Origin of the sequence: Bradyrhizobium sp. LCT2 (assembly GCF_009931255.1) — a bacterium.
Lineage (GTDB): Bacteria > Pseudomonadota > Alphaproteobacteria > Rhizobiales > Xanthobacteraceae > Bradyrhizobium > Bradyrhizobium diazoefficiens.
On the sequence record NZ_CP034432.1, the window covers coordinates 8,508,693 to 8,532,609 of the forward strand.

A 23,917-nucleotide genomic window follows, 5' to 3' on the forward strand; every position below is an offset into this window, starting at 1 on the left:
TCTCCCTGGGGTTATGGGTCCCCGCCTTCGCGGGGACGACACCGGTTATGAGGCTCCGCCGTCGCATCCCACACGCAGCCCCTCACTTCCCCGCGGCGAAATAGAAATCCTCGCGCCCCGGGGGCGAGCCGTAGGTGAACGGCTGCTGCTCGTGCCTGGTGGCGGACCAGACGTCGTCGCGGACGATGTCGAACAGCTTTCTGATCTCGACGCGCGGCTCCTTGATCTCGCGGGCGAGCGCGGTGGCGAACGGGCTGTCGGTGCCGCCATCGCCGTCCATCGCGGTCTCACCGTGCTTGGCGGCGTAGACCACCATGAAGCCCGCGCCGGGCTCGATGTTGGAAAAGCCCTTGTCGACCAGCTTGAGCGACAGCGTCCGCTGCATGGTCGGCGCGAACGGATTGTCGCGGCATGCATCCAGCATCACCAGACGCACCTTTCGCGCGGCGCCGACGGCGGCGATCACCTGCTCGAGGGCGACGGCCTGGGCCTCGGCATCCCTGTCGGCGGCCAGCTTGGCGTCGACGGGAACGAGGTAGTTCACCCCGCCGATCTCGAATCCGTGGCCGGCGTAATAGACCACCGCCCAGTCGGCCTTCTCCGCTTCGGCGGCGAACGTCTGCAGCGCTTCGAAGAACTTGTCGCGGGTCAGGTCGCTGACCGATATCACGGTCTGGAAGCCGACGTCGCGCAGCGCGTTTGCGATCAACTTCGAGTCGCGCGGCGGGTTGGGCAGGGCGTGCACGTTCTTGTAGGCGCCGTTGCCGATCACCAGCGCGACGCGGCGCCCGGTCGCCCCGGCCGGCGCCTGCGGCGTCAGCGCGGCGAGCCGCTCCTGCGCGACGGCGCGGGCGCGCGCGACGTCGAGTTCGTCGAATTTCGTCAGCGAATAGGCCGCCGCGCGGTAGTCGGCGCGGGCCTGGGCGAGATCTTTCCTGCGCTCGTAGATCTGGCCGCGGCCTGAATGTGCCCGGACATTGTTCGGGTTGATCTGGATGGCCGTGTTGTAGTCCTTCAACGCGGCGTCGAGGTCGCCCTTCATCATGCTGACATCGGCGCGGTTGTTGATTGCGTAGACGTTCTTCGGCTGCTTCTCGATCAGGCCGTTGCAATCGGCAAAGGCCTGGTCGTACTTGCCCATCATGCCCCAGGTGATGCAGCGGTTGCCTGCGATCTGCGGCGCGGCCGGATCGATCTTCTCGGCCTCCGCGAAATCGGCGATCGCGCCGTCGAAATCCTTCATCAGCGTGCGCACGCGGGCGCGATTGGTCCAGCCGAGCAGGAATTTTGGCGTGTACTTGATCGACAGGTTGAAGTCGTCGAGCGCGCTTTGCAGCGCGCCCCTGCGCAGCTGGATGACGCCGCGGTTGTTGTAGGGGACGCCGTAGGTCGGGCGCTTCTGGAGCGCGAGGTTGTAGTCCGCCATCGCGAGGTCGTCCTTGCCCGAGCGTTCATAGGCAAGGCCGCGCAGGTTGAGAACGATGACGTTGTCCGGATCGAGGTCGACGGCCATGGACAGGGTCTCGATCGCGCGGGCGTAATCGCGCTTGTTGATCAGGGTGTTGCCGCGCACGGACAGCGCGATCGCCTTGTCCTTGCCGGCGAGGCGGTCAGCGTTGAGCAGATTGTCGCAGGCCTGCGCCCTCGCCTGGAGCTCCGCCTGGCGGTCACGGCAGATGGCGAGATCGTCGCCGGCCTGCGGCTCGGCCGCGGCGGCGGCGACGGCGGAGATCAGGGTGACGAGGGTCAGGGAAACGACGCGCAGCATGTTGTCAGGCCAGCTCCAGCCACCACTTTTTTAAGTCGATCGTCGATCGCGCGGGTTCATCTAGCGCGGAGTTCCTCACCTCGCCAAGCCGGGCTGCCTCGGGCCGCGTTTTCTCACAGAGTCGTGTCCGCCGCGGCGTAACAATCGGCACCTGTCCCCGTATCTCAGGTGACTGAAATGCCGCCGGGCAGGCTGTTCGCCCGGCGCCAACCGACCTAGAATATCCACCTTCCGGAAAGAGGATCCGCCATGCGCCGTCCCGCCCTCCTGTCCCTGCTGGCTGCTACGACCGCCCTGACGCTGGCCTTTGCCGTGCCGTCCCGGGCCGCCGAGGATGCGGTCGTGATCCCCGCCCCGACCATGGACGCGGCGCCGGCGAGCGGCATCCAGACCGCCGTGATCGCCGGCGGCTGCTTCTGGGGCGTGCAGGGCGTGTTCCAGCACACTGCGGGCGTCGTCAACGCGGTCTCCGGCTATGCCGGCGGCACCAAGGCGACCGCCGACTACCAGACCGTCTCGAGCGGCCGGACCGGCCACGCGGAATCGGTCGAGATCAAGTACGACCCGAAGAAGATCAGTTACGGAAAGATCCTCCAGATCTACTTCTCGGTGGCGCACGACCCAACCCAGCTCAACCGCCAGGGGCCAGACACCGGCACGCAATATCGCTCGGCGATCTTCACCACCTCCGAGGAGCAGAAGAAGGTGGCCGAGGCCTATATCGCCCAGCTCAACGGCGCCAAGGTGTTCAGCAAGCCGATCGTGACCAAGGTCGGCGCGCTGGAGGCGTTCTATCCGGCGGAAGCCTATCATCAGGACTATCTGACGCTGCATCCGAACCAGCCCTACATCGCCTATAACGACCTGCCCAAGGTCGAGAACCTGAAAAAGCTGTTCGCGGATAACTACATTGAGAAGCCGACGCTGGTGAATGCCAGCAAGGCCACCAACTGATCGCGAGATCACCAAGAAACGGGAGACCCATGCCCGACGCCAAGACGAAGACCACGGACGACAAAGTCATCAAGAGCGAAGAGCAGTGGCGGCGCGAGCTGTCGCCGATGCAGTACGCGGTGCTGCGCGAGAAGGCGACCGAGCGTCCCTTCTCCGGCGAATATGAGCACGACCACCGTGCCGGCACCTATGTCTGCGCCGGCTGCGGCAACGTGCTGTTCGAGTCCGACGCCAAGTTCGATTCCGGCTGCGGCTGGCCGAGCTTCACCCAGCCCGCCGTCGAGAGCCATGTCGACGAGGAAAGGGACGTGAGCCACGGCATGATCCGCACCGAAGTGCTCTGCGCCAAGTGCAGCGGCCATCTCGGCCATGTCTTCCCCGACGGCCCCGGGCCGACGGGCCTGCGCTACTGCATCAACTCGGCGGCGCTGAAGCTCGAGCCGAAATAAACGTTGCGCGCCGTTGGGTTCCGTCATGGAACCCGGCGGCGCGATGTGCTTTTCTTCTTTGGCGGTGCGGCCGGTCATCGCGATTTGGCGGCCGCCAGGGAGGATGCCATGTCGCTCGGGACCATCCTGATCATCCTGGTGATCATCTACCTGCTCGGCGGCCTGTCCGGCCGCGTCGGCGGTTACGGCTACGGCATGGGCCATTCCGGCATGGGGATCGGTGGCGTCGTGCTCGTGGTGCTGGTCGTACTGTTGCTTCTTGGCAAACTATAAACCATCCAACTAATTGAAATTACTTGGTTTATAGCCCTTGCGGGGCTGCCATGCGCGGATTCATCATCTCCCATCGCAGGGGTCGCAATTTTGTCAAAACGGCCTATATTAGAGGGCGAAAATGACATGTGCGGCGGGCCCACGCGATTGGCCTCCGCCCTCCCAAACCCCACGCGCTTAAAGCCCCAGAGAAGATCACGAGGTCTTTGACCATGCGTCCACTGCGTCCGTTCAACTTCAACACCTCCGCCGAGCTCTTCCCCGCCGCGATCCGCAAGAAGAAGCGTGCCGGCTTCACCTATCGCCGGTTCGGCACCGCGGCCGAAGCCGTGCAGTTCGCGATGGAGCAGTTGCCGACGGATTCGCTGAACGGCGCCTATCTCCAGGTCGAGGAAGCGCGCTTCGACCAGAATGGCATCCGCTCGCTCTATGAGAGCGAAGCCTTCCCGCTGCCCCGTCGCCGCAAGCCCGAACCGGCTGCCGAGGCCGACGCCGACGCGGCGTAAGTTTTTTCGCCAAACCCGATGTGCGCAGAAGGCGCGATGGCCGAAAGGCTATCGCGCTTTTTGCGTTTTTTTAGTTCTCCCTCTCCCGCTTGCGGGAGAGGGCTGGGGTGAGGGTGTCTACACAATCGAGGACTCTCAAGAGGCGAAAGCCCTCACCCGGCGCTACGCGCCGACCTCTCCCGCAAGCGGGAGAGGTGCACCGAGCCTGCCGCTCGCTCACCTCAATCGAGATACTTCCAGCTCCTAAATCCGCGGCTGCTTGTCGAGCCAGCGGCGGAGCAGGCGCATGTTGCGCATGTTGGCGCGGAACATGACGTCGAAGGCGTCGCCCGCAAGCGGCACCATGCCGACCACGCCGTCGACCGCGACATTGCCGAGCATGCGCGCGGTGAGGTACCAGGGCGCGCCCAGCGCGCGGGCCTCGCGCACCAGCCACAGCGAGATCGCGGCCGTGATGATGTCGCCGACGACGGGGATCAGTCCGATCAGGCCGTCGATGCCGTAGCGGATGTTGGTGCCGGGCAGGATGAAGGCGACGTCGAGCAGCCTGGCGATCGCCTCGAGCCGCGCGATGCGCTGCTCGCGCGTCAGGTTGCCGAACGGATTGCCTCCCAGCGGATTGCCCTGACCGAACTCAAAACGAAACTCGCGAAATCCCTGCTCCAGCGTCTCGGGCCGGATCTCGCGGCCGTCCTGGTCGATGATCGGCCCGCGTGGTTCCGTGCCTGAGAAGGTGGCGCGCGAACGGCTCCCGGAACGGGATTTGCGCGGAGCAAGAATATCGTCGTCGGACATGGTCATGGCCCAGGGGAAACTCGCGAGCGCGGCGGAGGTTGCTGCACCGCGCCCGAACGTCGCGCGGGTCAGGTCGGCGCCGCCGCCGCTTGCGGCTCCTCGACATATCTATGCACGAGCCAGGAGGAAAGCACCGACGGCACGAAGCCGACCAGGCCGTACAGGATGAACTGAACCGCACCCGAATCCGGCCCGCGCGAGCTGTAGGTCAGCGAGGCCAGGACGAAAGCGAACAGGCCGACCAGCAGCATCCGCAGCACCGGGCCGACCCGGCGGATGTGGAGCAGGATGTCATCGACCGCGCCGATCATCAGCGACGGCAGGAAGCCGAACAGATAGCTGTATTGCAGGGTCTTGAAGAATACTGCGAACAGCTTGCCGACCTCGCCAAGATTGGTCTGGGTCCAGTAACCGGACTGGTAGGTCGTCGTCAGCAGCAGCAGGAACCCGCCGACAAACGGCCCGACCAGCGCAAACACCAGATAGCGTTTCATCAAAGACCCTCACACTTTGGCCCTGTTATAGCAGCGCCTCGGGAACCTTGAATAGCGGGCGCCGACTCCTCCCCGGGGGAACAAGTGGCAAGGCGACGAGTTCAGACAGGACCTGAATGACCCCTCTCGGACCGGAGCCGCCGATGTCCCGCAAATTTCTTCTGGCGACGATCACGCTTGCAACCCTCGGTGGCCTGTCGAGCGCGCCGGCTCTCGCGCAAGGCCACATGGGCACACCGCAGGAGCAGAACGCCTGCTCGCGCGATGCCTCGCGGCTGTGCCGCAAGGACCTCGGCAATGACGGCGCGGTGCAGAGCTGCCTGCAGGCCAACCGGGCCAAGCTGTCGAAATCGTGCAGCAAGGTGTTCGCCAGTCACGGCATGTGAAGATCGGAAACAGTCCCTGCGAACGGAGAGGTGAAGCCATGCTGCGCGACGAACAGCTCTCGATCCTCAGGGACATCAGTCAATCCATTGCCTTTGCCGACGACCGGCAAGGCAAGATGGGACAGTTGATCGCCGACGGCTACGTGATGAAGGACGGCGATCTGTTCGAGCTCACGGCGAAGGGCGTCACCGCCGTCGAGGAACACGCCGCCGCACTCGGCGAGAGCGACGCCACAAGCACGCCATCCTATCGCCTCATCTGACGCAACGCGTCGCTTTCTGCGTGACGTGCGCGCAACAATTGCGAATTCGTTCGCGCGGACCATTGCAGCCATACGACAATGGCGCATACTTGGCTCGGGCGGCGCAGCACTTTTCGATTCGAACATCACGAGAGATCGAGCAACCACATGCGGGATGAGGTTCCCGGCGTGATGGCTGAGACATGCGGCAGGTCAAGCCGCGTGAGGCGCCCCAAAACCAAGTGGCTCAAGCCCACGGAACTCGGGGACACATTCAGCATGACACGCAACCGGACCATCGCAACTCTCTTCGCCCTCGCCACCACCGCCGTCGCATTCCAGACATCGCCCGGCTTCGCCTTCTCGTCCGAAGCGCAGCAGATGTGCTCGGGCGATGCGATGCGGCTGTGCTCCAGTGAAATTCCCGACATCCCGCGGATCACCGCGTGCATGGTGCGGAACAAGGCGCAGGTCAGTCCCGGCTGCCGCGCCGTGATGGACCGCGAGCACGCCGCCGCCGCGGCATCGCGCAAGCGGGAAGCGGCCGCGCAGTAGTCATCCATCCAGGATGTCATTCCGGTTCGGTGCGCAGCACCAGTGGTCTAATCGCCCCACTGCGCGAACGCGTCGTTGAAGGCGCGCTCGCCGGGGGCGCCCTTCTCGATCGCGATGATGGCGCGGCGCTGGTTGGCGTAGACCAGGGGCACGTCGAACCAGGAACGCTCCTTCAGGAGCTGGACGTTGCGGGCGCGGTCGGCGTCGACGTTGGACAGGCCGACCAGGAAGAAGCCGTCGGTGACCTTGACCGCGAGCCCTGCGAGCGGCGTGCCGCGCGCCTGCTCGTTCGACTTCATCAGGATGCCCGGCACGTTGGAGACGCTGCCGCCCGGGAAATCCTGCGGCAGGATGAAGGTCAATTCCGCGGTGTGGCTCGCCGGCAGCGAGGAGTCAGTGTTGCGGCGGAACGACATCGTCATCTTGAACTTGCGGTCGGGAATCTCGATGTCGGCGCGCACGGCGACGTCGGCCTTCTGGTTGCCCGACGCCTTGATCGGCTCGAGCCGCCACACCACCGAGCCGACATATTGCTTGCCCTTCGGATCGGACGGATCCTCGTCGTAGAGCACGACCTTTTGCGCCACCGGCGCGACCGGCTGGTCGCTGGCCGAGGGCTGGCCGACGCGATCGGGGATCTTCGGCTTGCTCTGCGGCTGGGACGCATCCTTCGGCGCCTCCACCACCTGGGTCGGCGAGGACTTGAACAGGCCGCTCACGGTCTGGAGCAGCGGCTTGCCCCAGAGAATGCCGGCGCCGACCAGGATCAACACGATGCCGACGGCGATCGCACTCTTGAACGGGAAGACGGAGCGCGCGCGCTTGGGCTTCTTGGCGTCGCGGTCGAGGACGGGGATGTGCGGGCGCCCCGACGGCTGCCGCGGCGCATAGCGCTCGGCCTCCTCGACCGACTCGTCATAGGAATAGGGCGCATCGCCCTCGCCTGCGCGGTTCTCCAGGCTCGGCTCCAGCCGGTCGAATTCCGGCGAGGGCGAGGGCACGTTGGCGTAGGTGCGGCGCGCGGCGCGATTGGCCTGCGCGGCGGCGCCGCCGAGATCGTTGACGTCGGCGGTGATGTCGCGGAAGCCGCGCACGCCAGGTGCGGGCGGCAGCGGCGGCGGAGGTCCGATGTCCGGCGGACGGCGCCCACCCGCGCGCTCGCGTCCGGCAGGCGGCGGGACCGGCGGCTCGGGCGGCGGCGGCGCCGGCGGACCGGGCTGGCGCGGCGCATCGAAACGGGGCGCGCGCGGCGGACGCTGGGCCTCGCCCTGGTCATCGACGTTGAAGGACGGGCGGTCGGCGCGCGGCGGCGGCGGTGCCGGACGGGCGCGCGGCGGAGCAGCCGGTGGGGCTGCGGCCGGATTGCCTTCGGTGGCACGGGTGCTGGCGCGGCGGAAGGCATCGCCGCTGCCGCTGCTGCGGGTGCCGCCACCACCGGGGCGCGAGGCCTCGCGGGCACGCTGGGCGGCCTCCGATTCGACCTTGCGGACAGCCTCTTCCAGCGACAGCCGTTCGCGGGTGATCTCGGATTCGGAGAGCGGCGGCTGCACGCTGCGCAGCTGTGCGATCAGCGCCGTGCGCGCCCGCTCATAGAGCGCGCGACGGCTTTCGCCGGGAGCGTTGGGATCCAAGGCGGCAATAGCGCGGGCGATCAGCGGATAGTAATCAGCCATTTCTACTCAACTATACGCGCGTCCCGGTAAGAGATCGTTAAGCCTCAAACGGATTTTGCACCAGGATAGTATCTTCGCGTTCGGGGCTGGTGGAAAGCAGCGCGACCGGGCACCCCACCAATTCCTCGATCCGGCGGACATATTTGATGGCCTGGGCCGGCAGATCGGCCCAGGACCGTGCACTGGCGGTCGGCTCCTTCCAGCCCTCGATGGTCTCGTAGATCGGCTCGACCCGGGCCTGGGCGCCCTCGCCGGCCGGGAAGTGGTCGATCTCCTTGCCGTCAAGCTTGTAGCCGGTGCAGACCTCGATCGAGTCGAAGCCGTCGAGGATGTCGAGCTTGGTCAGCGCGAGGCCATTGATGCCGCAGGTGCGGACCGCCTGGCGGACCAGCACGGCGTCGAACCAGCCGCAGCGGCGGGGCCGCCCGGTATTGGTTCCGAACTCACGGCCGCGCTCGCCGATCTTGCGGCCGATCTCGTTGTCCTGCTCGGTCGGGAACGGGCCCTGGCCGACGCGGGTCGTATAGGCCTTGCACAGGCCGAGCACGTAGCCGACCGCGCCGGGGCCGAGGCCCGAGCCGGTCGCAGCCTGCGCCGCCACCGTGTTGGACGAGGTGACGTAGGGGTAGGTGCCGTGGTCGACGTCGAGCAGCGCGCCTTGCGCGCCCTCGAACAGCATGCGCTTGCCTTCGCGGCGCTTGATGTCGAGCAGCCGCCACACCGTCTCGGCATAAGGCAGCAGTTGCGGCGCCAGCGCGGTCAATTCCTTCAGGATATCCTTGCCGTCGAACTCCGGCAGATTGAGGCCGCGGCGCAAGGCGTTGTGGTGAGCCAGCAGCCGGTCGATCTTGTGCGGCAGCGTGTCGAGGTCGGCGAGGTCCATCAGGCGGATGGCACGGCGGCCGACCTTGTCTTCATAGGCCGGTCCAATGCCGCGGCGCGTGGTGCCGATCGCGGTCGCCGCATTGGCGGATTCGCGGTGCGCGTCGAGCTCGCGGTGCAGCGGCAGGATCAGGGTGACGTTCTCGGCCACGCGCAGATTTTCCGGAGAGACGGCGACGCCCTGCGAGCGCAGCTTGGTGACCTCGTCGAGGAACGCGGTGGGGTCGAACACCACGCCGTTGCCGATCACCGACAGCTTGTGTTCGCGCAGCACGCCCGAGGGCAGCAGCGCGAGCTTGTAGGTCTTGCCGTTGATCACCAGCGTGTGGCCGGCGTTATGGCCGCCCTGGAAACGGACGACGATGTCCGCCTGCTCCGACAACCAGTCGACGATCTTGCCCTTCCCTTCGTCGCCCCACTGGGCGCCGACGACGACAACATTGGCCATTCGCGGGTAATCCCTATTCAATCTGTCTCTAGGAGGCATGATCCTCGCGGAAAACCGGTGCCCACTTTTCCGGGATCATGCCTGCGCCAAGCCCTCTCCGCGGCCCAAGGCCGCTCGCACGCAAGGCAGCCAACCGGATAAAGGAAGCGGCCCCTCTAGGCAAGCAAGAACGGGGCTTTTTCGAGGTCGGAAAGGCACCCCAAGCCTTTGATATAACCTTAAAATCCTGAAAGATTCGCGGCCCCGCGACATCGGAATTGACACGCATCAACCGTTCCGGCCCGCGATTGCGCCAAGGGATGGCTGTCACCTCCACCGCTTACCCCTCCCGGGCCTAGAAGCCTCCATGCCGGATATGCCGTGACCAAGCCACCGAACAGCCAGGCGAGTCAGTTCTGGCGCCTCCCGACGGATGCGCTCTGCACCCAGCTCGGCTGCTCCTTGCAGGGCCTGACCGCGACCGAGGCCGCCAAGCGCCTCGGCCGGTTCGGGCCGAACAGCGATGCACCGCCGCGCATCGAGGGCGCGATGCGCGCGATCCTGCGCCGGCTGCTGGAGCCGCTGTCGCTGATCCTGCTGGTCGCCGGCATCGTCTCGATGCTGACCGGTGACGACATCGGCGGGCTCATCATCGTGCTGATTCTCGCCGGCTCGATCGGGCTCGACACCATCCAGGAGGGCCACGCAGTCCGCGCCGCCGAGATCCTCCGCCGTTCGGTGGCGCTCAAGGCCGAGGTCAGGCGCGACGGCGCCTTCCGCGAGATCGACGTCGACCACGTCGTTCCGGGCGACCTCCTGCGCGTCCGCGCCGGCGACATCATCCCGGCGGATGCGCTGATCCTGGAGAGCACCGCCTTCACGGCCGGGGAGGCCGCGCTCACCGGCGAGCCCTATCCAGTGCAGAAGCGCCCAGGCGCTGCCACCGATCCCGACGACACGTCGAACGCACTGTTCCGCGGCGCCGTGGCGCAAACGGGCGAGGCGATCGCGCTCGTCGTCAGGACCGGCCGCGACACCGTGTTCGGCGCGGCCGCATCCGCGCTCGCCGAGGCGCAGGCTCCCTCCCCGTTCGAGCGCGATTTGCGCGAGTTCGGCCTCGTGATCGCGCGGGCCACGCTCGCGCTGGTGCTGGTCGTGCTCACCGTCCGCGTCGTGTTCGGCCGGCCTGTGCTCGATTCGCTGCTGTTCGCGGTCGCGCTCGCGGTCGGGCTGACGCCGGAGCTGCTGCCGATGATCACCACGGTGACGCTGTCGCGCGGCGCGCTGCGCATGGCCGGCCGCAAGGTGATCGTGAAGCGGCTGGCCGCGATCCACGATCTCGGCGCCATGACCGTCCTGTGTACCGACAAGACGGGCACGCTGACCTCGGCCGAGATCACGCTCGCCGGAAGTCTCGACGGCGAGGGCAAGGACAACGCCCGTGCTGCGCAGCTCGGCGCCATCGCAGCATCGCTCGGCGGCGATCGCGGCTCGCTCGATGCCGCGCTCGTCGCCGGCCGGCCCGACGCCGCGCAGGGCTGGACGCTGGCCGGGCGGCAGGCCTTCGACTTCTCGCGCCGGCTGGGATCGGTGCTCGCGACCGGCCCCGAAGGCACGCTACTCATCGTCAAGGGCGCGCCGGAAGCCGTGCTCGCATTGTGCACGATGGACGAGAGCGCGCGCATTGCTGCGCTGGCGCGCGTGCGTGAGCTCGCGAGCGAGGGCCTGCGCACCGTGGCGATCGCCTCGCGGGCGTGGAGCGGCGTGCTGCGCGAGGTCGAGACGGAGGACGAGACCGATCTCGCCTTCGAGGGCTTTTGCGCCTTCGCAGATCCGCCGAAGCCGACGGCCGCGGCCGCAATCGCGCAGCTCGCGGCGCGCGGCGTGGGCCTGAAGATCCTCTCGGGCGACGACCCCGTGGTGGTGAAGCGGCTCGCGAGCCTGGTCGGACTGAACCCCGAGCGCGTACTGTCGGGGACCGACGTTGCGGCGCTCAGCGACGCGGCGCTCGCCGTGCAGGTGCGCTCCACGGACGCGTTCGGCCGCCTCGCGCCGGACCAGAAGTCGCGCATCGTGAGGGCGCTTCAGGCGGGCGGCGAAGTGGTCGGCTTCCTCGGCGACGGCATCAACGACGCACCGGCCCTGAAGGTCGCCGACGTCGGATTGTCGGTCGACGGCGCGACCGGTGTGGCGCAGGCCGCCGCCGACATGATCCTGCTGGCTTCGGATCTCGAGGTCGTCGCCGACGGCGTCGCGGAAGGACGGCGCACCTTCGCCAACATCCTCAAATATGTCCGCATGGGCGCAAGCTCGAATTTCGGCAACATGCTGTCGATGGCGATCGCCTCGATGGTGCTGCCGTTCCTGCCGATGCTGCCGACGCAGATCCTGCTCAACAACCTGCTGTACGATCTCTCGGAGCTCGGCATTCCCTTCGACCGGGTCTCGGCGCAGGCAACGGCGCAGCCGCAGGTGTGGAGCATGTCGAACCTGGCGCGCTTCGCCGCGATCATGGGACCGCTGTCGTCGGTGTTCGACTTCCTGACCTTCGGCGCCCTCATCATGCTGTTTCACGCATCGCCCGGCGAGTTCCGCACCGCCTGGTTCATCGAATCCATGGCGACGCAGATCCTGGTGATCTTCGTCATCCGCACCAACGGCCGACCGTGGCGCAATTGGCCCGATCCAGTGCTGTCGGCCTCGTCGCTGATCGCCTTGCTGGTCGCGATGGTCGTGCCGTTCACCCCGGTCGGCACCTGGTTCGGCTTTGTCGCGCCGCCGCCGTTGATGATGGCCGGCATCGCGCTGCTCGTCGTCGTCTATCTCGCCTGCGCCGAGCTGCTGAAGCCCTTCGCGATCCGCAGCAAACGCAAGCGATAGAGATTTGTGACCGCGATATTTCAGATCATTTCGGACCCGCACAAATTTCCACCGACAGCGATTGACGCAGGTCAATCGCGCCCCCTGCTGCGCGCTCCTAGTATGGAACCGGGAGCCATGGAGGCGGACCAGGCGTCTGCCTCAATGTTGCAGCGAGGTCACCCGAGATGTCACGCAGCTTTGACGCCATCACCATCGGATCGGGGCTCGGCGGCCTGACCGCGGCGGCCCTGCTCGCCCGCGCAGGCCACGAGGTTCTGGTACTCGAGCGCAACCAGAATTTCGGGGGAGCGGCCACGGTCTATCGTCACGGCCAGCTCGCGATCGAGGCCTCGCTGCACGAGATCGACGGCCTGGACGCCTCCGATCCCAAGCTTCCGATCCTGCGCGCGCTCGGCATCGATCGCGATCTGCCCTTCGTGGATGTCGGCGCGCTGCACGAGGTGCGGAGCCCTCTGTTCGAGCGCCCCTTCGTGATGCCGCACGGCCTCGAAGCCGCCTCGGCCGCGGCGAAGGCGCAGTTTCCGGCGCACGCCAAGGGCATCGCCCAATATTTCGAGCGCATCGACGCCGTCCGGCAGGCGGTGGCGCTGATGAGCGAGCATCAGGACGACCGCGACTGGTGGCTCTGGAACGCGCCGACATTGCCGTGGCGCCTGTGGCCGCTGATCCGCGACCGGCACGCGACCTTGAGCGAAGTGCTCACCCGCCTGTTCGGTGACAGCGAGGCGATCAAGCTCGCGCTTGCCTCCAACCTCAGCTACTACACCGACGATCCCGACACGATGCCTTTCATCCAGTTTGCGATTCCGCAGGCCTCCTATCTCGTCGGCGGCGGACACTATGTCCGCGGCGGGTCGCAGGCGCTCAGCGATCGCCTGATCGCGATCATTCGCGACGCGGGCGGTGCGGTAGAGGCGGGACGCGAGGTCGAGACCATTCTGGTCGACGGCGCCCGCGCCCGCGGCGTGCGTCATCGCGCGACGAGGGCCGATGATGTGCGCGAGGAGCTGGCGCCGATTCTGCTCGGCAACGCGGCGCCCTCCGTGCTGGCCTCGATGCTGCCGCAGGACAAGCGCGCCGCGTTCCTGTCGCGCTACGAAGACCGGCAACCATCGATCTCACTTTGGAGCATAGCGATCGGTCTCAGCCGGCCGTCCGACGATTTCGGCGTCAGGCACTATTCGACCAGCGTGCTGCCGGGGTGGTTGACGAAACTCTCCGGTTTCCGCGAGGCCGGCGCACTGCTGGGCGAGGATCCACCGGCACGTCTCCCCCCCTACGGCTTCGTCGCCTACGATCAGATCGATACGGGCTTGAACGAGAGACCGCCTTATCTCGGCGCGCTCGTCGGCGTCGACCGGCTCGCGAACTGGACCGGTCTGTCCGCCGAAGCAAAGCGCTCCCGCAAGGAGCGTTGGATGGATCTCGTCATTGCCGATCTCGACCGGAATTATCCCGGAATCGCCGGCGCGATCACGCAGCGCGAGATGTCGACGTCCGAAACCTTCGCGCATTACCTCAACACGCCCGGCGGCGCGATCTACGGCTTCGCACCGCAAACGCGCGGATTCAAGCCAATGCCGGCGACCGCCATCAACGGCCTTTATCTCGCCTCGGCGTTCACGGGCGGCGGCGGCTTTACCGGCGCGATTCTCGGCGGAGGTTGGGCCGCACGGGCAGCGATGCACCCGAATGCGGGGCCAAGCGGCGCACAGGCGGCTTCCTGAAGTTTCGCCGTTCCGCGCGGCGCATGATGGCGATGCATCTGCGCCATTGATATCAGGCATATTTCCGTGTCTTTGGACGGTGCCGGGCCATGAGCCGGCCCGGACATCGCCGGGCCGGGGGCTTCGGCGCATGACGCGGGGCCATAACAATCACGATGTCCGCCACCGGCCAGACCACGAGCACCGAAACATCCGGTCACAACTGGGTCGCGAACCAGCCTTACCTGCTGCTCAGCATCACCGCGTTGTGCTGGGCCGGCAACGCCATCGTCGGGCGGCTTGCCGCCGGCCACATCCCGCCGGTGACGCTGTCGTTCCTGCGCTGGTCCTTCGCGTTCCTCCTGGTGCTGCCGTTCGCCTGGAAACATCTCGCACAGGACTGGCCGGCGATCCGCGGCAAGCTCGGCCTGATGGTGACGCTCTCGATCACCGGCATCGGCGCCTTCAACACCCTGCAATACTGGGCGCTGGAGCACACCCAGGCGCTCAACACGCTGCTGCTCCAGTCGGCCGCGCCGCTGCTCGTGGCGCTGTGGTCGCTGGCGATCCTCGGCATCAGGCTCACCGCGGCGCAGGCCTTCGGCGTACTGCTGTCGATGTGCGGCGTGCTGACCATCCTGCTGCATGGCGATTTCACCACGCTGTCGAACATCGAGTTCAACAAGGGCGACCTCATCTTCCTCCTCGCGCTGCTGATCTTCGCGCTCTATTCGGTGCTGAGCCTGAAGCGGCCGGCGATGCACGGCCTGTCGTTCCTCGCCTTCACCTTCGGCGCCGGCGCCGCCTGCCTCATTCCGCTGGAGATCTGGGAATTGTCCGCGCGGCCCGTGATGAAGTTCGACGCGCCGAACCTGCTGACCCTATTCTATGTCGCGGTCTTCCCCTCCACCCTCGCCTATCTCTGCTTCAATCGCGGGGTGCGCCTGATCGGCGCCAACCGCGCCGCGCCGTTCTTCCACGTCGTGCCGGTGTTCGGTTCGATCATGGCGATGGTTTTCCTGGGCGAACGCCCGCAGGCGTTCCACTTCATCGGTTTCGCGCTGGTGCTGTCGGGCGTGTTCGCGGCGTCAAGGAAGCAGGCGAGCTAGCCCGCCTTGTCAGCTCGCCGCGCAGCGTTCTGCGGTCAGGTGCTCGCTGATGGGTTCATCCATACGATTTCCCAAACATAGCCGTCCGGATCTTCGATGTGGCGGTTATACATGAAGCCGAGATCCTGTGCCGGGTTGGGATCGGCGCGACCACCCGCCGCCACCGCGCGAGTCAGCGTTGCATCGACGGCGTCGCGGTCATCGACCGTGAGGGCGATCAAGACCTGACTGTCGCGGCGCGGGTCACCAATCGGGCGTTTGGTGAATTGGCGATAGTGGTCGTGGGTCAGCAGCATCACGCCAATCGCGTCCGTGACCATGAGCGAGGTCGAACTCTCGCCCGAGAACTGAGGGTTCACCGTACCGCCGAGCGCCACATAGAACGCCGTCGATGCGGCGAGATCGCGCACGGGCAGGTTCAGCAGAATCATCCTGGACATTGCTTTTCCTTCTTCAGCGGCGGGATGCCGCGCTATTGCAAAGTTCTGCTTGCGAGAGTGCCTGCCGGCCTCGGGGCCGTTGTGGCGCCTCGCCGTCGGCTGTTACCTTGGATGAACGAGCCCCTAGATGTAGCGCGCCGCGCCCATGCAGAGGGCGGTGATGGCGAGCAGAGCGGCGGCCACGCGCTGGGCGGTCGCGATGCGCGAACGCACATTGGTCGCCTCGCTCGTGCCACGACGCAAGCTCAGCAGCGCACGAGGACCGGTTGCGGCCTGAACGCCGGCTGCGATCAGCGCGCAAACCGCACCAAGCGCGAGCACTTGCTCGGCCGCGCCAAAACTGCCGGAATGAACGAGATGCCCGAGATAGCCGCCGGTGAGGATCGCAATCATCGCCGCGCCGAGTTGCGGACCGACGAGCTGCTCGCCCCCGGCTGCTCCGGTTCGCGCCAGCGCAAAGCTTGATCCGGCCCAGAACACGGACGACAACACATGAAGCGACAGTGCGATTACGAGGGCAGTCTGCATGGCAAGCTCCAAACCGGCTCCTAAATTGGATATACATTATGTATAATCAATACGTCAAGACAATGGCAGGGCGATGCCGAAGCGCAGCTATGTGAGCTCGGTCCGCGCCTCCGCGGCCGCGGAGACGCGCGAACGCATCATCGCGGCCGGCGCGCGCCTGCTGCGCAAGGATGCGAGCATCGCGAACTTCTCGCTCGACGTGGTGGCGAAGGCGGCCGGCGTCACGCGGCTGACCGTCTACAACCAGTTCGGATCCCGGCGCGGACTGCTGGAGGCCGTGTTCGACGACATCGCACGGCAGGGCGGGCTGTTCGAACTGGCCGACGTGATGGCGCTGCCGGATCCACGCGCCGCGCTCGATCGCGTCGTCGCGATCTTCTGCACCTTCTGGGCGCACGACCCCGCGATCGGCGGCCTCAACCAGGCGATCGCAACCGATCCCGAATTCGGCAATGCGCTGGTCGCGCGCAACGAACGGCGGCGTGAGCTTGTGACGGGACTGGTGACACGCATCACCGAGAGCCGTGCCGCAAAGCGGGCCATGCAGGATGCCGTCGACCTGATCTTCGTACTGACGAGCTATCCGACCTTCGCAGCGCTGAGCCCGCAGCGGTCGACGGAGGAGGTCTGCCGCCTGTTGCAGACGGCGTGCCACGCCGCTGTGGATGCGTCGATGCCGGATGCGCGCGCGGAGCGGAAGAAATAGGCCGGCGGCTCTGCCTTCGCGAAAGGCTCACATGCAAGAGCGCGCGCTACTTCAACTTGAACTTGCTGTACGCCTCGCTCGTCGCGATGATGACGTGCTCGGCGCAGCCGTTGACGCGGTGGGGGTCGGCTTCACGCTCGTAGGCCTCCGACGTCATCATGTCGAGAAAGGCTGCGACGGTGGGGTAGTGGACCAGCGCGACGAAATCCCAGTCATTGCCCGGTTGCGGGCCGAGCGCGACCGCCTTGGCCTCGCCGGTCCAGAGCAGTGTGCCGCCGCGTGCCTTGATCATGGGAACGGTGATCGCGCTGTAGCGCAAATAGGCGTCCCAGCCCGAACCGTCACCGTCGCGCGAGCGCGCGTGGAAGCGCATCAGGTTCAGCATCACCACCGGCGCATGCCGGTCGAGCCCTTCCAGGCCCTTGATGTTCAACATATTGACCGCCAACGGCACCTCCTCAGGTCATGCGTGCATTGTAGCATTGCGGCGGCGTGACTTGTGTCGCGACGGCAATCCGGCGCAAGGTTGTATCTGACCCCAATGACGACCGCTTCGCCCGCGCCACCAGCCTCGAATCCGGCCAGTTGGCTCAACAACCAGCCCTATCTGCTGCTCAGCCTGAGCTCGTTGTTCTGGGCCGGCAACATCGTGCTCGCGCGCCATGTCGGCGCGCATGTGCCGCCGCTGACGGTGACCACGATCCGCTGGTTCGGCGTGTTCCTCATCCTGCTGCCGTTCGCCTGGCCGCATCTGAAGCGCGACTGGCGGGCTCTGCGCAAGAGCCTGCCCCTGATGCTGTTCCTGTCGCTGGTGGGTTTTGCCTTCAACAACGCGATCTCGTACTGGGCGCTGCAATACACCGAAGCGCTGAACGCGCTGCTGATTCAGTCGGCCGGACCGCTGTTCGTCGCGCTGTGGTCGCTGGCGCTGTTCGGCGTGCGGCTGACGGCTGCGCAGCTCGCCGGCATCGCGATCTCGCTTCTCGGCGTGCTGACCATCATCCTGCGCGGCGATCTCTCCGCCCTTGCCAGCATCAGCTTCAACAGGGGCGACATCATGTTCGCGTCCTCGCTGGTGGCATTCGGACTCTACTCCGCCTTCATCCCGCGCCGGCCGAAGGTCCATCAGCTCTCCTTCCTGTCCTTCACGACCTGCTGTGGCGCGATCATGCTGCTGCCCACCGCCGTCTGGGAGGCCTGGAGCGGCAACGTCATGCAATTCGATGGGGTGACGCTGGCAACGTTCGGCTACATCCTGATCTTCCCCTCGACGCTCGCCTATCTCTTCTTCAACCGCGGCGTGGCGCTGATCGGGCCGAACCGGGCCGCGCCGTTCTTCCATCTCGTGCCGGTGTTCGGCTCGGCGATGGCGATCCTGCTGCTCGGCGAAAAGCTCCAGCCGTTTCACCTGATCGGCTACGCGCTGGTGCTCGCCGGCGTCGTGATCGCCTCGCGCCAGGGCGCGGCGGTGAAATAATTCCGCGACGCGGAGACAAGGCGACAAACTCGAGCCTTCCGATTCCAGCAAAGAGAAGCTAGGTTCCCCGCCAACGAAAAAAGAGGGAACGACCAGACATGTTTTCCGCGTTGATTCGAAACCTGCGCGCCATCGGCACGGCCGCGCTCTGCCTCGCCGCCTCGACCGCTGCACAGGCCGACAATTACCCCAGCCGCAACATCACGCTGGTGCTGCCGTTCGCCGCCGGCAGCGGCACCGACACCACGACCCGGCTGATCTCGCAGCATCTGTCGCAGGCGCTGGGCGTCGGCATCGTGATCGAGAACAAGGCGGGTGCCAACGGCATGATCGCGGCGACTTTTGTCGCGCGCGCCGCCCCCGACGGCTACACGCTGCTGGTGACGACCAACACGACGCATTCGGCCAATCCCTACCTGCTCAAGAGCCTCACTTACGATCCGGTCAAGGATTTCACCCCGATCGCGCGCACCGGCGATTTGCCCTTCATGCTGGTCATTCACCCCGAGGTGCCGGCCAAGACCGTCGGCGAGCTGGTCGCCTACGGCAAGGCCAATCCGGGCAAGCTGAGCTACGCTTCGGGCTCGTCGTCGGCGATCGTGTCGGGGGCGACCTTCGCGCACAATGCCGGGCTCGACCTGCTGCACGTGCCCTACAAGAGCTCGCCGCCGGCGCTCAACGACGTCATGGGCGGCCGCGTCTCGATGATGTTCGTGGACATCCTGACCGGCCTGCCGCACGTCAACGGCAACGCGCTGCGCGCGCTCGCCGTCACCACCAAGGACCGCTCTCCGCTGGTGCCGAACCTGCCCTCGATGCAGGAGGCCGGCGTGCCGGACTTCGACATCTCCTCGTGGCAGGGCTATTTCGGTCCGGCCGGCATGCCGAAGGAGATCGTGACGCGGCTCAACGCCGAGATCAGGAAGATCGTCGAGAAGCCAGAGATCAAGGCGCAGCTCGCCACCCTCGGCATGGATGCCTTCTCGGGCACGCCGGAACAGCTCGGCACCTTCGTGAACGAGCAGCTGGTGCTGTGGGAAAAGCTGATCACCAACGCGAAGATCGAGAAGCAGTAAGACGGTCTCGTAGGGTGGGCAAAGTGTAACGTGCCCACCGAGACGTCACAGCGAACTCAAAAAGAAAGGTGGGCACGACGCTTACGCGTCTTTGCCCACCCTACGAATTCCGTGCGCTTGAGCTTACGCCGCGCGCACCTTGGCGAGGAAGCCGTCTACCGCGCTGCGCAGCGCGCCGGACTGGCTGTCCAGCTCGCGTGCGTTGGTGAGCACGTCGGTGGCCGCGGTGCCTGTCGCTTCCGCGGCCGAGGTGACGCTGCCGATATTCGCGTTGATCTCGCTCGAGCCGGCCGCGACCGACTGGATGTTGCGGGCGATCTCGCGCGTCGCCTCGCCCTGCTGCTCGATCGAGGCGGAAATGCCCGCCGTGATCTCGCTCATCTCGGCAATCGTCTGGGTGATGCCGCCGATCGCCGCGACCGCATCGCTGGTCGAGGTCTGCATCGCCGCGACCTGGGCGGAGATTTCCTCGGTGGCCTTCGCGGTCTGGTTGGCGAGCGCCTTGACCTCGGAGGCGACGACGGCGAAGCCGCGGCCGGACTCGCCGGCGCGCGCCGCCTCGATGGTGGCGTTGAGCGCGAGCAGGTTGGTCTGCGCCGCGATCGAATGAATGAGCTTGACCACCTCGCCGATCTTCTCCGCGCCGGTGGAGAGCTCCTGCACCGTGGCGTTGGTGCGCTCGGCGTCGTTGACCGCCCGGCTCGCCACTTCGGTCGAACGCGTCACCTGGCGGGAGATTTCCGCAACCGAGCTCGACAGCTCTTCGGCGGCGGCGGCAACCGTGCCGACATTGCCGGAGGCATTCTGCGAAGCCGCGCCGACTGTCGCCGCGCGCGAGGAGGCGTCGCTCGCGGTCGCCGTCATCGACTGCGCCGTGCTCTGCATGCCGGCCGCGGCCGAGGAGACCGAGCGAACGATGCCGTTGACGCTGCGTTCGAAGTCGTTGGCGATCTCTTCCATCGCGCTGCGACGATCCGCCGCGGCGCGTTCCTTGGCGTCCGCCTCGGTCTTCTCGAGGTCACGAATACGGACCGCATTGTCCTTGAAGATCTGAACGGTCGAGGCCATTGCGCCGACCTCGTCGCCGCGGCCGACGCCGGGAATGTCACCCTCGAGCTTGCCGTCGGCGAGATCCTTCATGCGGGCGCCGAGCAGCGCCAGCGGACGGCTGATGCTGCGTCCGATCATCCAGGCGACGCTGCCGGCGACGATGACGATGCCGAGCATGGCGAGGCCGAGCAGCCAGTAGACCGGCCCCATCTTGGCGTCGATATCCTCGAGATAGGCGCCGGTGCCGAGATACATGTCGAAGCCGGGGACGGCGACCGCGTAGCCGAGCTTGCGGATCGGCTTCTCCTGGCCGGGCTTCATGTATTCATAATACAGCAGGATCGAACCATTGGCCTTGACGCCATCCATCAGCTCGACGGACAGCCTGCGGCCGTTGGTCACCACATCCATGCGGTTGGCGCCGATCTGCTTCGGATCGGGGGCAAGCTGCGTGATGCCGTCATAGGACGTGCCGAACAGGTAGCCCGCACCGTTGTCGTAGGTCATCGCATTGCCGTAGCGGCGAAGCTCGGCCATGGCCGCGTCCTTCGTCATCTCGCCGGCATCGACGCGCTTCTTCAGCGCAGCGGCGTAGTTGCGCCCCAACTCGACGATCGCCTTGGCCTGGTCGATGCGCGCATTCACCATCTCCTGCTTCATCAGGTAACCGGCGAGAACTCCGGAGATGCACAGGCCGAACAGGGTAACACCGACAAGGATGCCAAGCTTGGGGGCGATCTTCAGATTGCTCAACTTCACGATGGGCTCCTCGGGTGACGCGGGCTCGCGCAGACCTTTTTATTTGAATCAACTTTTAGTGTGTGACCCCTTAGCAAGTTACTTACGTGCCTCCGTAGAAGCCCTGACGATGCCGCGAAAACCGGCAAATAATGGTCAAGCCGGCAACCGGCGATTGTACGCACGCACCCCGATTTCGCGTAAAAGACGCAAAGGCCCGCCGAGAAGGCCGGGCCGCAACAAGAACCGACAAACCAAATCGGGAGCAGGAAATGCCGAAATACAGGGTGGTGACGCCGAAGGGCGCGAGCTTCACGGTCGCGGGCAGCGATTATTCCTACGAGCGCGAGGCGCTCGATCCGATCGACGCCGAGATCGTCGAAGCTCCGGCCAACGAGGCCGAGTTCATTGCCGCCGCGAAAAACGCCGACGCCATCTATGCCAAGGGCATCCCGATCACCAAGTCGATCATCGACGCATTGGAGAGCTGCAAGGTCATCACGCTCGGCTCGGTCGGCGTGGACAGCGTCGACGTGAAGGCCGCCACCGCGCGCGGCATTCCCGTCACCAACATCCCCGACACCTTCATCGAGGAGGTCGCCGACCACGCCATGATGCTGCTGCTCGCCGGCTTCCGCCGCCTGGTCGAGCAGGACAGGATGGTGCGCAGCGGCCGCTGGGCCGAGGGCCGGCCGGCGCTGCTGAAGATCCCGCGGCTGATGGGCCAGACGCTCGGCTTCATCTCGTTCGGACGCGTCGCGCGCGCAGTTGCGAAGCGCGCCGCGCCCTTCGGCCTGCGCATGATGGCCTACGACCCCTTCATCCAGGAGACGCTGATGTACGACCACGGCGTCATCCCCGCGACGCTGAACGAAGTGCTCTCGCAATCCGACTTCGTCTCGATGCACGCGCCCGCGCGGCCCGAAGTGCACCACATGCTGACCGAGAAGCACTTCCGGCAGATGAAGAAGGGCTCGATCTTCATCAATACCGGTCGCGGCGCCACGGTGGACGAGGAGAGCCTGATCAAGGCGCTGCAAGAGGGCTGGATCGCGCACGCCGCCCTCGACGTGCTGGAGAAGGAGCCGCCCTCGCACAACAATCCCATCCTCAGCATGGAGAACGTGACCCTGACCGCCCATGTCGCCTCGGCCTCGGCACGGTTCGACGAGGCACGCAAGCGCCGCGTGGGCTACGAATTGTCACTGGTGCTTCAGGGCATGTGGCCGGTAAGCTGCGTCAATCCGTCGGTACTGCAAAGCACCGCGCTCCGCCGTTGGCAGCCTGTCAGCATGGATCGCGGACCGAACAGCTAGGCGGCCGGCCGCACGACGCGCCGGAAACCGGAAGACCCTTCACCGGCGATCAACGCCGGGAAGGGAGACAACAGGGAGGAACTGATGAGGAACGACCTGACACGTCGTGACGCCTTGGCGCTGGGCCTGTCCGCTGCGACGTTCGCGGCAACCGGTGCTGCGGCGCAAACACCACCATCACAGATCAAGGCCGCCGATGTGCCGGCCCCCAAGCTCGCGATCGAGAAGGGCGCGAGCCTGCGCATGCTGCGGCCGGTGCGGTTCGTCCAGGCCGACGAGGACGTGTTTCGCGCCAATGCGGCCAAGTTCACCAAGGAGACCGGGGTCGAGGTCAAGGTCGACTTCGTCGGCTGGGAGGACATCAACCAGCAGACCGCGGTGACGGCCAATTCCGGTGCCGGCCCCGACATCATCATCGGCTTCTCCGATGCTCCGCACATCTACATCGACAAGCTGATCGAGCTGACCGACGTCGCCGACTATGTCGGCAAGCGTTACGGCGGCTGGCTGCCGCTGGCGCAGCGCTACGGCAAGAGGAACAAGAGCGACGCCTGGATCGGACTGCCGTTCGGCGCCACCGCGGGTCCGCTGATCTACCGCAAGTCGATCCTGCAATCGGTCGGCTTCGACAAGGTGCCGGAGGACCACGCCGGCATCGTCGACCTCTGCCAGAAGCTGCAGAAGGCCGGCAAGCCGGCCGGCTTCGCGCTCGGCAACGCCAAGGGCGACGGCAACGGTTTTGCGAACTGGGCACTGTGGTCACACAACGCCGCCCTGCTCGACGAAGAGGGTAACGTCACCATCAACAGCAAGGAGACGATTGCCGCGCTGAACTGGGTCAAGCAGCTCTACCCGACCTTCATCGCCGGCACGACCTCGTGGAACGACGTCAGCAACAACCGCGCCTACTCCTCGCAGGAGATCGCGCTGACCGCCAACGGCGTCTCGCTGTACTTCTCGCTGAAGAACGATCCGGCGACCAAGGCGATCGCCGACGACAGCGAGCATCAGTTGCTGCCGAAGGGCGTCGCCAAGATCTCGCCGATGGCGGGCCTGACGTTGAACGCCATGGTGTTCAAGCACAGCCAGTATCCCAACGCCGCAAAGGCCTTCCTGCAATACATGCTGGAAAAGGACCAGTACGAGCCGTGGCTCAATGCCAACTCCGGCTACTGGGCCCAGCCGCTGGCCGCCTATGCCGATGCCGCCGTGTGGTCGCAGGACCCCAAGGTGAAGCTGTTCAAGGACACCATGAACAGCACCTATTATGACGGCTACAGGGGCCCGATCTCGACGGCGACCGGCGCCGTCAGCGCCGACTACGTGCTGATTCAGATGTGCGCGTCGGTCGCGACCGGCGCTGCCACGCCGGAAGCCGCAGCCGCGGAAGCCGAACAGCGCTGCAAGCGGTACTTCCGGCGGCAGAAGTAACGGCCGGCGGCGCGGCCGTCATTGCGAGCGAAGCGAAGCAATCCGGAGCGTGT

The 23,917-nt window shown here is 66.1% G+C and carries 24 protein-coding genes; 15 read left to right on the forward strand and 9 right to left on the reverse strand.

Annotated elements, in window-relative coordinates:
* Nucleotides 1-82: 82 nt before the first annotated feature.
* Nucleotides 83-1,768, reverse strand: a complete 1,686-nt coding sequence (locus EI171_RS40175) for a tetratricopeptide repeat protein (protein WP_161536506.1) — start codon at nt 1,766-1,768, stop codon at nt 83-85.
* Nucleotides 1,769-2,017: 249 nt separating this feature from the next.
* Here EI171_RS40175 and msrA point away from each other — a divergent pair, with 249 nt between their 5' ends.
* The 4 genes from msrA (at nt 2,018) to EI171_RS40195 (ending at nt 3,950) form a co-directional block, all read left to right on the forward strand.
* Nucleotides 2,018-2,722, forward strand: coding sequence for a peptide-methionine (S)-S-oxide reductase MsrA (msrA, locus tag EI171_RS40180; RefSeq protein WP_011089780.1), 705 nt, complete (start codon nt 2,018-2,020; stop codon nt 2,720-2,722).
* A gap of 29 nt (nt 2,723-2,751) precedes the next feature.
* Nucleotides 2,752-3,171, forward strand: a complete 420-nt coding sequence (msrB, locus tag EI171_RS40185; RefSeq protein WP_028173078.1) for a peptide-methionine (R)-S-oxide reductase MsrB — start codon at nt 2,752-2,754, stop codon at nt 3,169-3,171.
* A 108-nt stretch (nt 3,172-3,279) separates the two neighbouring features.
* On the forward strand, nt 3,280-3,444 hold the full coding sequence (locus EI171_RS40190) for a DUF3309 family protein (RefSeq protein WP_053815155.1): 165 nt from the start codon (nt 3,280-3,282) through the stop codon (nt 3,442-3,444).
* Nucleotides 3,445-3,656: 212 nt separating this feature from the next.
* Nucleotides 3,657-3,950 (forward strand): hypothetical protein, encoded by a 294-nt coding sequence (locus EI171_RS40195; RefSeq protein ID WP_028173077.1) that lies wholly within the window; start codon nt 3,657-3,659, stop codon nt 3,948-3,950.
* A 243-nt stretch (nt 3,951-4,193) separates the two neighbouring features.
* On the opposite strand, the gene EI171_RS40200 is transcribed toward EI171_RS40195, so the two are convergent.
* The gene (locus tag EI171_RS40200; protein WP_161536507.1) at nt 4,194-4,751 is read right to left on the reverse strand and encodes a DUF4112 domain-containing protein; all 558 of its coding nucleotides are present in this window, start codon (nt 4,749-4,751) and stop codon (nt 4,194-4,196) included.
* A 62-nt stretch (nt 4,752-4,813) separates the two neighbouring features.
* Nucleotides 4,814-5,239, reverse strand: coding sequence for a DUF5413 family protein (locus EI171_RS40205; RefSeq protein ID WP_011089784.1), 426 nt, complete (start codon nt 5,237-5,239; stop codon nt 4,814-4,816).
* A gap of 143 nt (nt 5,240-5,382) precedes the next feature.
* Between EI171_RS40205 and EI171_RS40210 the strand changes: the two genes are divergently transcribed.
* From EI171_RS40210 to EI171_RS40220, 3 genes are all read left to right on the forward strand, one after another.
* The gene (locus EI171_RS40210; RefSeq protein WP_028173075.1) at nt 5,383-5,625 is read left to right on the forward strand and encodes a hypothetical protein; all 243 of its coding nucleotides are present in this window, start codon (nt 5,383-5,385) and stop codon (nt 5,623-5,625) included.
* A gap of 38 nt (nt 5,626-5,663) precedes the next feature.
* A complete protein-coding gene (locus tag EI171_RS40215) occupies nt 5,664-5,888 on the forward strand; it encodes a hypothetical protein (protein ID WP_028173074.1) in 225 nt (74 codons plus the stop codon).
* A 171-nt stretch (nt 5,889-6,059) separates the two neighbouring features.
* Nucleotides 6,060-6,422 (forward strand): hypothetical protein, encoded by a 363-nt coding sequence (locus tag EI171_RS40220; protein WP_161537174.1) that lies wholly within the window; start codon nt 6,060-6,062, stop codon nt 6,420-6,422.
* 47 nt (nt 6,423-6,469) lie between these two features.
* Here the strand turns inward: EI171_RS40220 and EI171_RS40225 are convergent, their stop codons facing one another.
* Nucleotides 6,470-8,095 (reverse strand): hypothetical protein, encoded by a 1,626-nt coding sequence (locus EI171_RS40225; protein WP_011089788.1) that lies wholly within the window; start codon nt 8,093-8,095, stop codon nt 6,470-6,472.
* Nucleotides 8,096-8,132: 37 nt separating this feature from the next.
* Nucleotides 8,133-9,425, reverse strand: coding sequence for an adenylosuccinate synthase (locus EI171_RS40230; RefSeq protein ID WP_028173071.1), 1,293 nt, complete (start codon nt 9,423-9,425; stop codon nt 8,133-8,135).
* Nucleotides 9,426-9,785: 360 nt separating this feature from the next.
* On the opposite strand from EI171_RS40230, the gene mgtA reads away from it, so the two are divergent.
* The 3 genes from mgtA (at nt 9,786) to EI171_RS40245 (ending at nt 15,102) form a co-directional block, all read left to right on the forward strand.
* The gene (gene mgtA, locus EI171_RS40235; protein WP_161536508.1) at nt 9,786-12,284 is read left to right on the forward strand and encodes a magnesium-translocating P-type ATPase; all 2,499 of its coding nucleotides are present in this window, start codon (nt 9,786-9,788) and stop codon (nt 12,282-12,284) included.
* A 167-nt stretch (nt 12,285-12,451) separates the two neighbouring features.
* Nucleotides 12,452-14,014 (forward strand): NAD(P)/FAD-dependent oxidoreductase, encoded by a 1,563-nt coding sequence (locus EI171_RS40240; RefSeq protein WP_051000248.1) that lies wholly within the window; start codon nt 12,452-12,454, stop codon nt 14,012-14,014.
* A 155-nt stretch (nt 14,015-14,169) separates the two neighbouring features.
* Nucleotides 14,170-15,102: a DMT family transporter gene (locus EI171_RS40245; RefSeq protein ID WP_011089792.1), complete on the forward strand. Its 933-nt coding sequence runs from the start codon at nt 14,170-14,172 to the stop codon at nt 15,100-15,102.
* A gap of 35 nt (nt 15,103-15,137) precedes the next feature.
* Here EI171_RS40245 and EI171_RS40250 read toward each other — a convergent pair whose 3' ends face one another.
* Nucleotides 15,138-15,542, reverse strand: coding sequence for a VOC family protein (locus EI171_RS40250; protein WP_011089793.1), 405 nt, complete (start codon nt 15,540-15,542; stop codon nt 15,138-15,140).
* 123 nt (nt 15,543-15,665) lie between these two features.
* Nucleotides 15,666-16,070, reverse strand: a complete 405-nt coding sequence (locus EI171_RS40255) for a hypothetical protein (RefSeq protein WP_011089794.1) — start codon at nt 16,068-16,070, stop codon at nt 15,666-15,668.
* A gap of 73 nt (nt 16,071-16,143) precedes the next feature.
* Here EI171_RS40255 and EI171_RS40260 point away from each other — a divergent pair, with 73 nt between their 5' ends.
* Complete coding sequence (locus tag EI171_RS40260) at nt 16,144-16,776, forward strand: TetR/AcrR family transcriptional regulator (protein WP_028173067.1); 633 nt, start codon at nt 16,144-16,146, stop codon at nt 16,774-16,776.
* A gap of 46 nt (nt 16,777-16,822) precedes the next feature.
* Here EI171_RS40260 and EI171_RS40265 read toward each other — a convergent pair whose 3' ends face one another.
* On the reverse strand, nt 16,823-17,212 hold the full coding sequence (locus EI171_RS40265; protein WP_202633228.1) for a DUF1330 domain-containing protein: 390 nt from the start codon (nt 17,210-17,212) through the stop codon (nt 16,823-16,825).
* A 105-nt stretch (nt 17,213-17,317) separates the two neighbouring features.
* On the opposite strand from EI171_RS40265, the gene EI171_RS40270 reads away from it, so the two are divergent.
* Both EI171_RS40270 and EI171_RS40275 read left to right on the forward strand, forming a co-directional pair.
* Nucleotides 17,318-18,253 (forward strand): DMT family transporter, encoded by a 936-nt coding sequence (locus tag EI171_RS40270; protein WP_028173065.1) that lies wholly within the window; start codon nt 17,318-17,320, stop codon nt 18,251-18,253.
* Nucleotides 18,254-18,351: 98 nt separating this feature from the next.
* Entirely contained in the window at nt 18,352-19,329 is a 978-nt protein-coding gene (locus EI171_RS40275) for a tripartite tricarboxylate transporter substrate binding protein (RefSeq protein ID WP_161536510.1), read from the forward strand.
* Between the two features lie 123 nt (nt 19,330-19,452).
* Here EI171_RS40275 and EI171_RS40280 read toward each other — a convergent pair whose 3' ends face one another.
* Nucleotides 19,453-21,138 (reverse strand): methyl-accepting chemotaxis protein, encoded by a 1,686-nt coding sequence (locus EI171_RS40280; protein WP_161536511.1) that lies wholly within the window; start codon nt 21,136-21,138, stop codon nt 19,453-19,455.
* A 251-nt stretch (nt 21,139-21,389) separates the two neighbouring features.
* Here EI171_RS40280 and EI171_RS40285 point away from each other — a divergent pair, with 251 nt between their 5' ends.
* Nucleotides 21,390-22,433 carry a C-terminal binding protein gene (locus tag EI171_RS40285; protein WP_161536512.1) on the forward strand — a complete coding sequence of 348 codons (1,044 nt, stop codon included), beginning with the start codon at nt 21,390-21,392 and terminating at the stop codon, nt 22,431-22,433.
* Between the two features lie 84 nt (nt 22,434-22,517).
* Nucleotides 22,518-23,864, forward strand: coding sequence for an ABC transporter substrate-binding protein (locus tag EI171_RS40290; protein ID WP_011089801.1), 1,347 nt, complete (start codon nt 22,518-22,520; stop codon nt 23,862-23,864).
* Nucleotides 23,865-23,917 lie beyond the last annotated feature (53 nt).

Coding starts and splice junctions, on each gene's coding strand:
- EI171_RS40175 (WP_161536506.1), bottom strand. CDS start 1,768: ATGCTGCGCGTCGTTTCCCTGACCCTCGTCACCCTGATCTCCGCCGTC.
- msrA (WP_011089780.1), top strand. CDS start 2,018: ATGCGCCGTCCCGCCCTCCTGTCCCTGCTGGCTGCTACGACCGCCCTG.
- msrB (WP_028173078.1), top strand. CDS start 2,752: ATGCCCGACGCCAAGACGAAGACCACGGACGACAAAGTCATCAAGAGC.
- EI171_RS40190 (WP_053815155.1), top strand. CDS start 3,280: ATGTCGCTCGGGACCATCCTGATCATCCTGGTGATCATCTACCTGCTC.
- EI171_RS40195 (WP_028173077.1), top strand. CDS start 3,657: ATGCGTCCACTGCGTCCGTTCAACTTCAACACCTCCGCCGAGCTCTTC.
- EI171_RS40200 (WP_161536507.1), bottom strand. CDS start 4,751: ATGACCATGTCCGACGACGATATTCTTGCTCCGCGCAAATCCCGTTCC.
- EI171_RS40205 (WP_011089784.1), bottom strand. CDS start 5,239: ATGAAACGCTATCTGGTGTTTGCGCTGGTCGGGCCGTTTGTCGGCGGG.
- EI171_RS40210 (WP_028173075.1), top strand. CDS start 5,383: ATGTCCCGCAAATTTCTTCTGGCGACGATCACGCTTGCAACCCTCGGT.
- EI171_RS40215 (WP_028173074.1), top strand. CDS start 5,664: ATGCTGCGCGACGAACAGCTCTCGATCCTCAGGGACATCAGTCAATCC.
- EI171_RS40220 (WP_161537174.1), top strand. CDS start 6,060: ATGGCTGAGACATGCGGCAGGTCAAGCCGCGTGAGGCGCCCCAAAACC.
- EI171_RS40225 (WP_011089788.1), bottom strand. CDS start 8,095: ATGGCTGATTACTATCCGCTGATCGCCCGCGCTATTGCCGCCTTGGAT.
- EI171_RS40230 (WP_028173071.1), bottom strand. CDS start 9,425: ATGGCCAATGTTGTCGTCGTCGGCGCCCAGTGGGGCGACGAAGGGAAG.
- EI171_RS40240 (WP_051000248.1), top strand. CDS start 12,452: ATGTCACGCAGCTTTGACGCCATCACCATCGGATCGGGGCTCGGCGGC.
- EI171_RS40245 (WP_011089792.1), top strand. CDS start 14,170: ATGTCCGCCACCGGCCAGACCACGAGCACCGAAACATCCGGTCACAAC.
- EI171_RS40250 (WP_011089793.1), bottom strand. CDS start 15,542: ATGTCCAGGATGATTCTGCTGAACCTGCCCGTGCGCGATCTCGCCGCA.
- EI171_RS40255 (WP_011089794.1), bottom strand. CDS start 16,070: ATGCAGACTGCCCTCGTAATCGCACTGTCGCTTCATGTGTTGTCGTCC.
- EI171_RS40260 (WP_028173067.1), top strand. CDS start 16,144: ATGCCGAAGCGCAGCTATGTGAGCTCGGTCCGCGCCTCCGCGGCCGCG.
- EI171_RS40265 (WP_202633228.1), bottom strand. CDS start 17,212: ATGTTGAACATCAAGGGCCTGGAAGGGCTCGACCGGCATGCGCCGGTG.
- EI171_RS40270 (WP_028173065.1), top strand. CDS start 17,318: ATGACGACCGCTTCGCCCGCGCCACCAGCCTCGAATCCGGCCAGTTGG.
- EI171_RS40275 (WP_161536510.1), top strand. CDS start 18,352: ATGTTTTCCGCGTTGATTCGAAACCTGCGCGCCATCGGCACGGCCGCG.
- EI171_RS40285 (WP_161536512.1), top strand. CDS start 21,390: ATGCCGAAATACAGGGTGGTGACGCCGAAGGGCGCGAGCTTCACGGTC.
- EI171_RS40290 (WP_011089801.1), top strand. CDS start 22,518: ATGAGGAACGACCTGACACGTCGTGACGCCTTGGCGCTGGGCCTGTCC.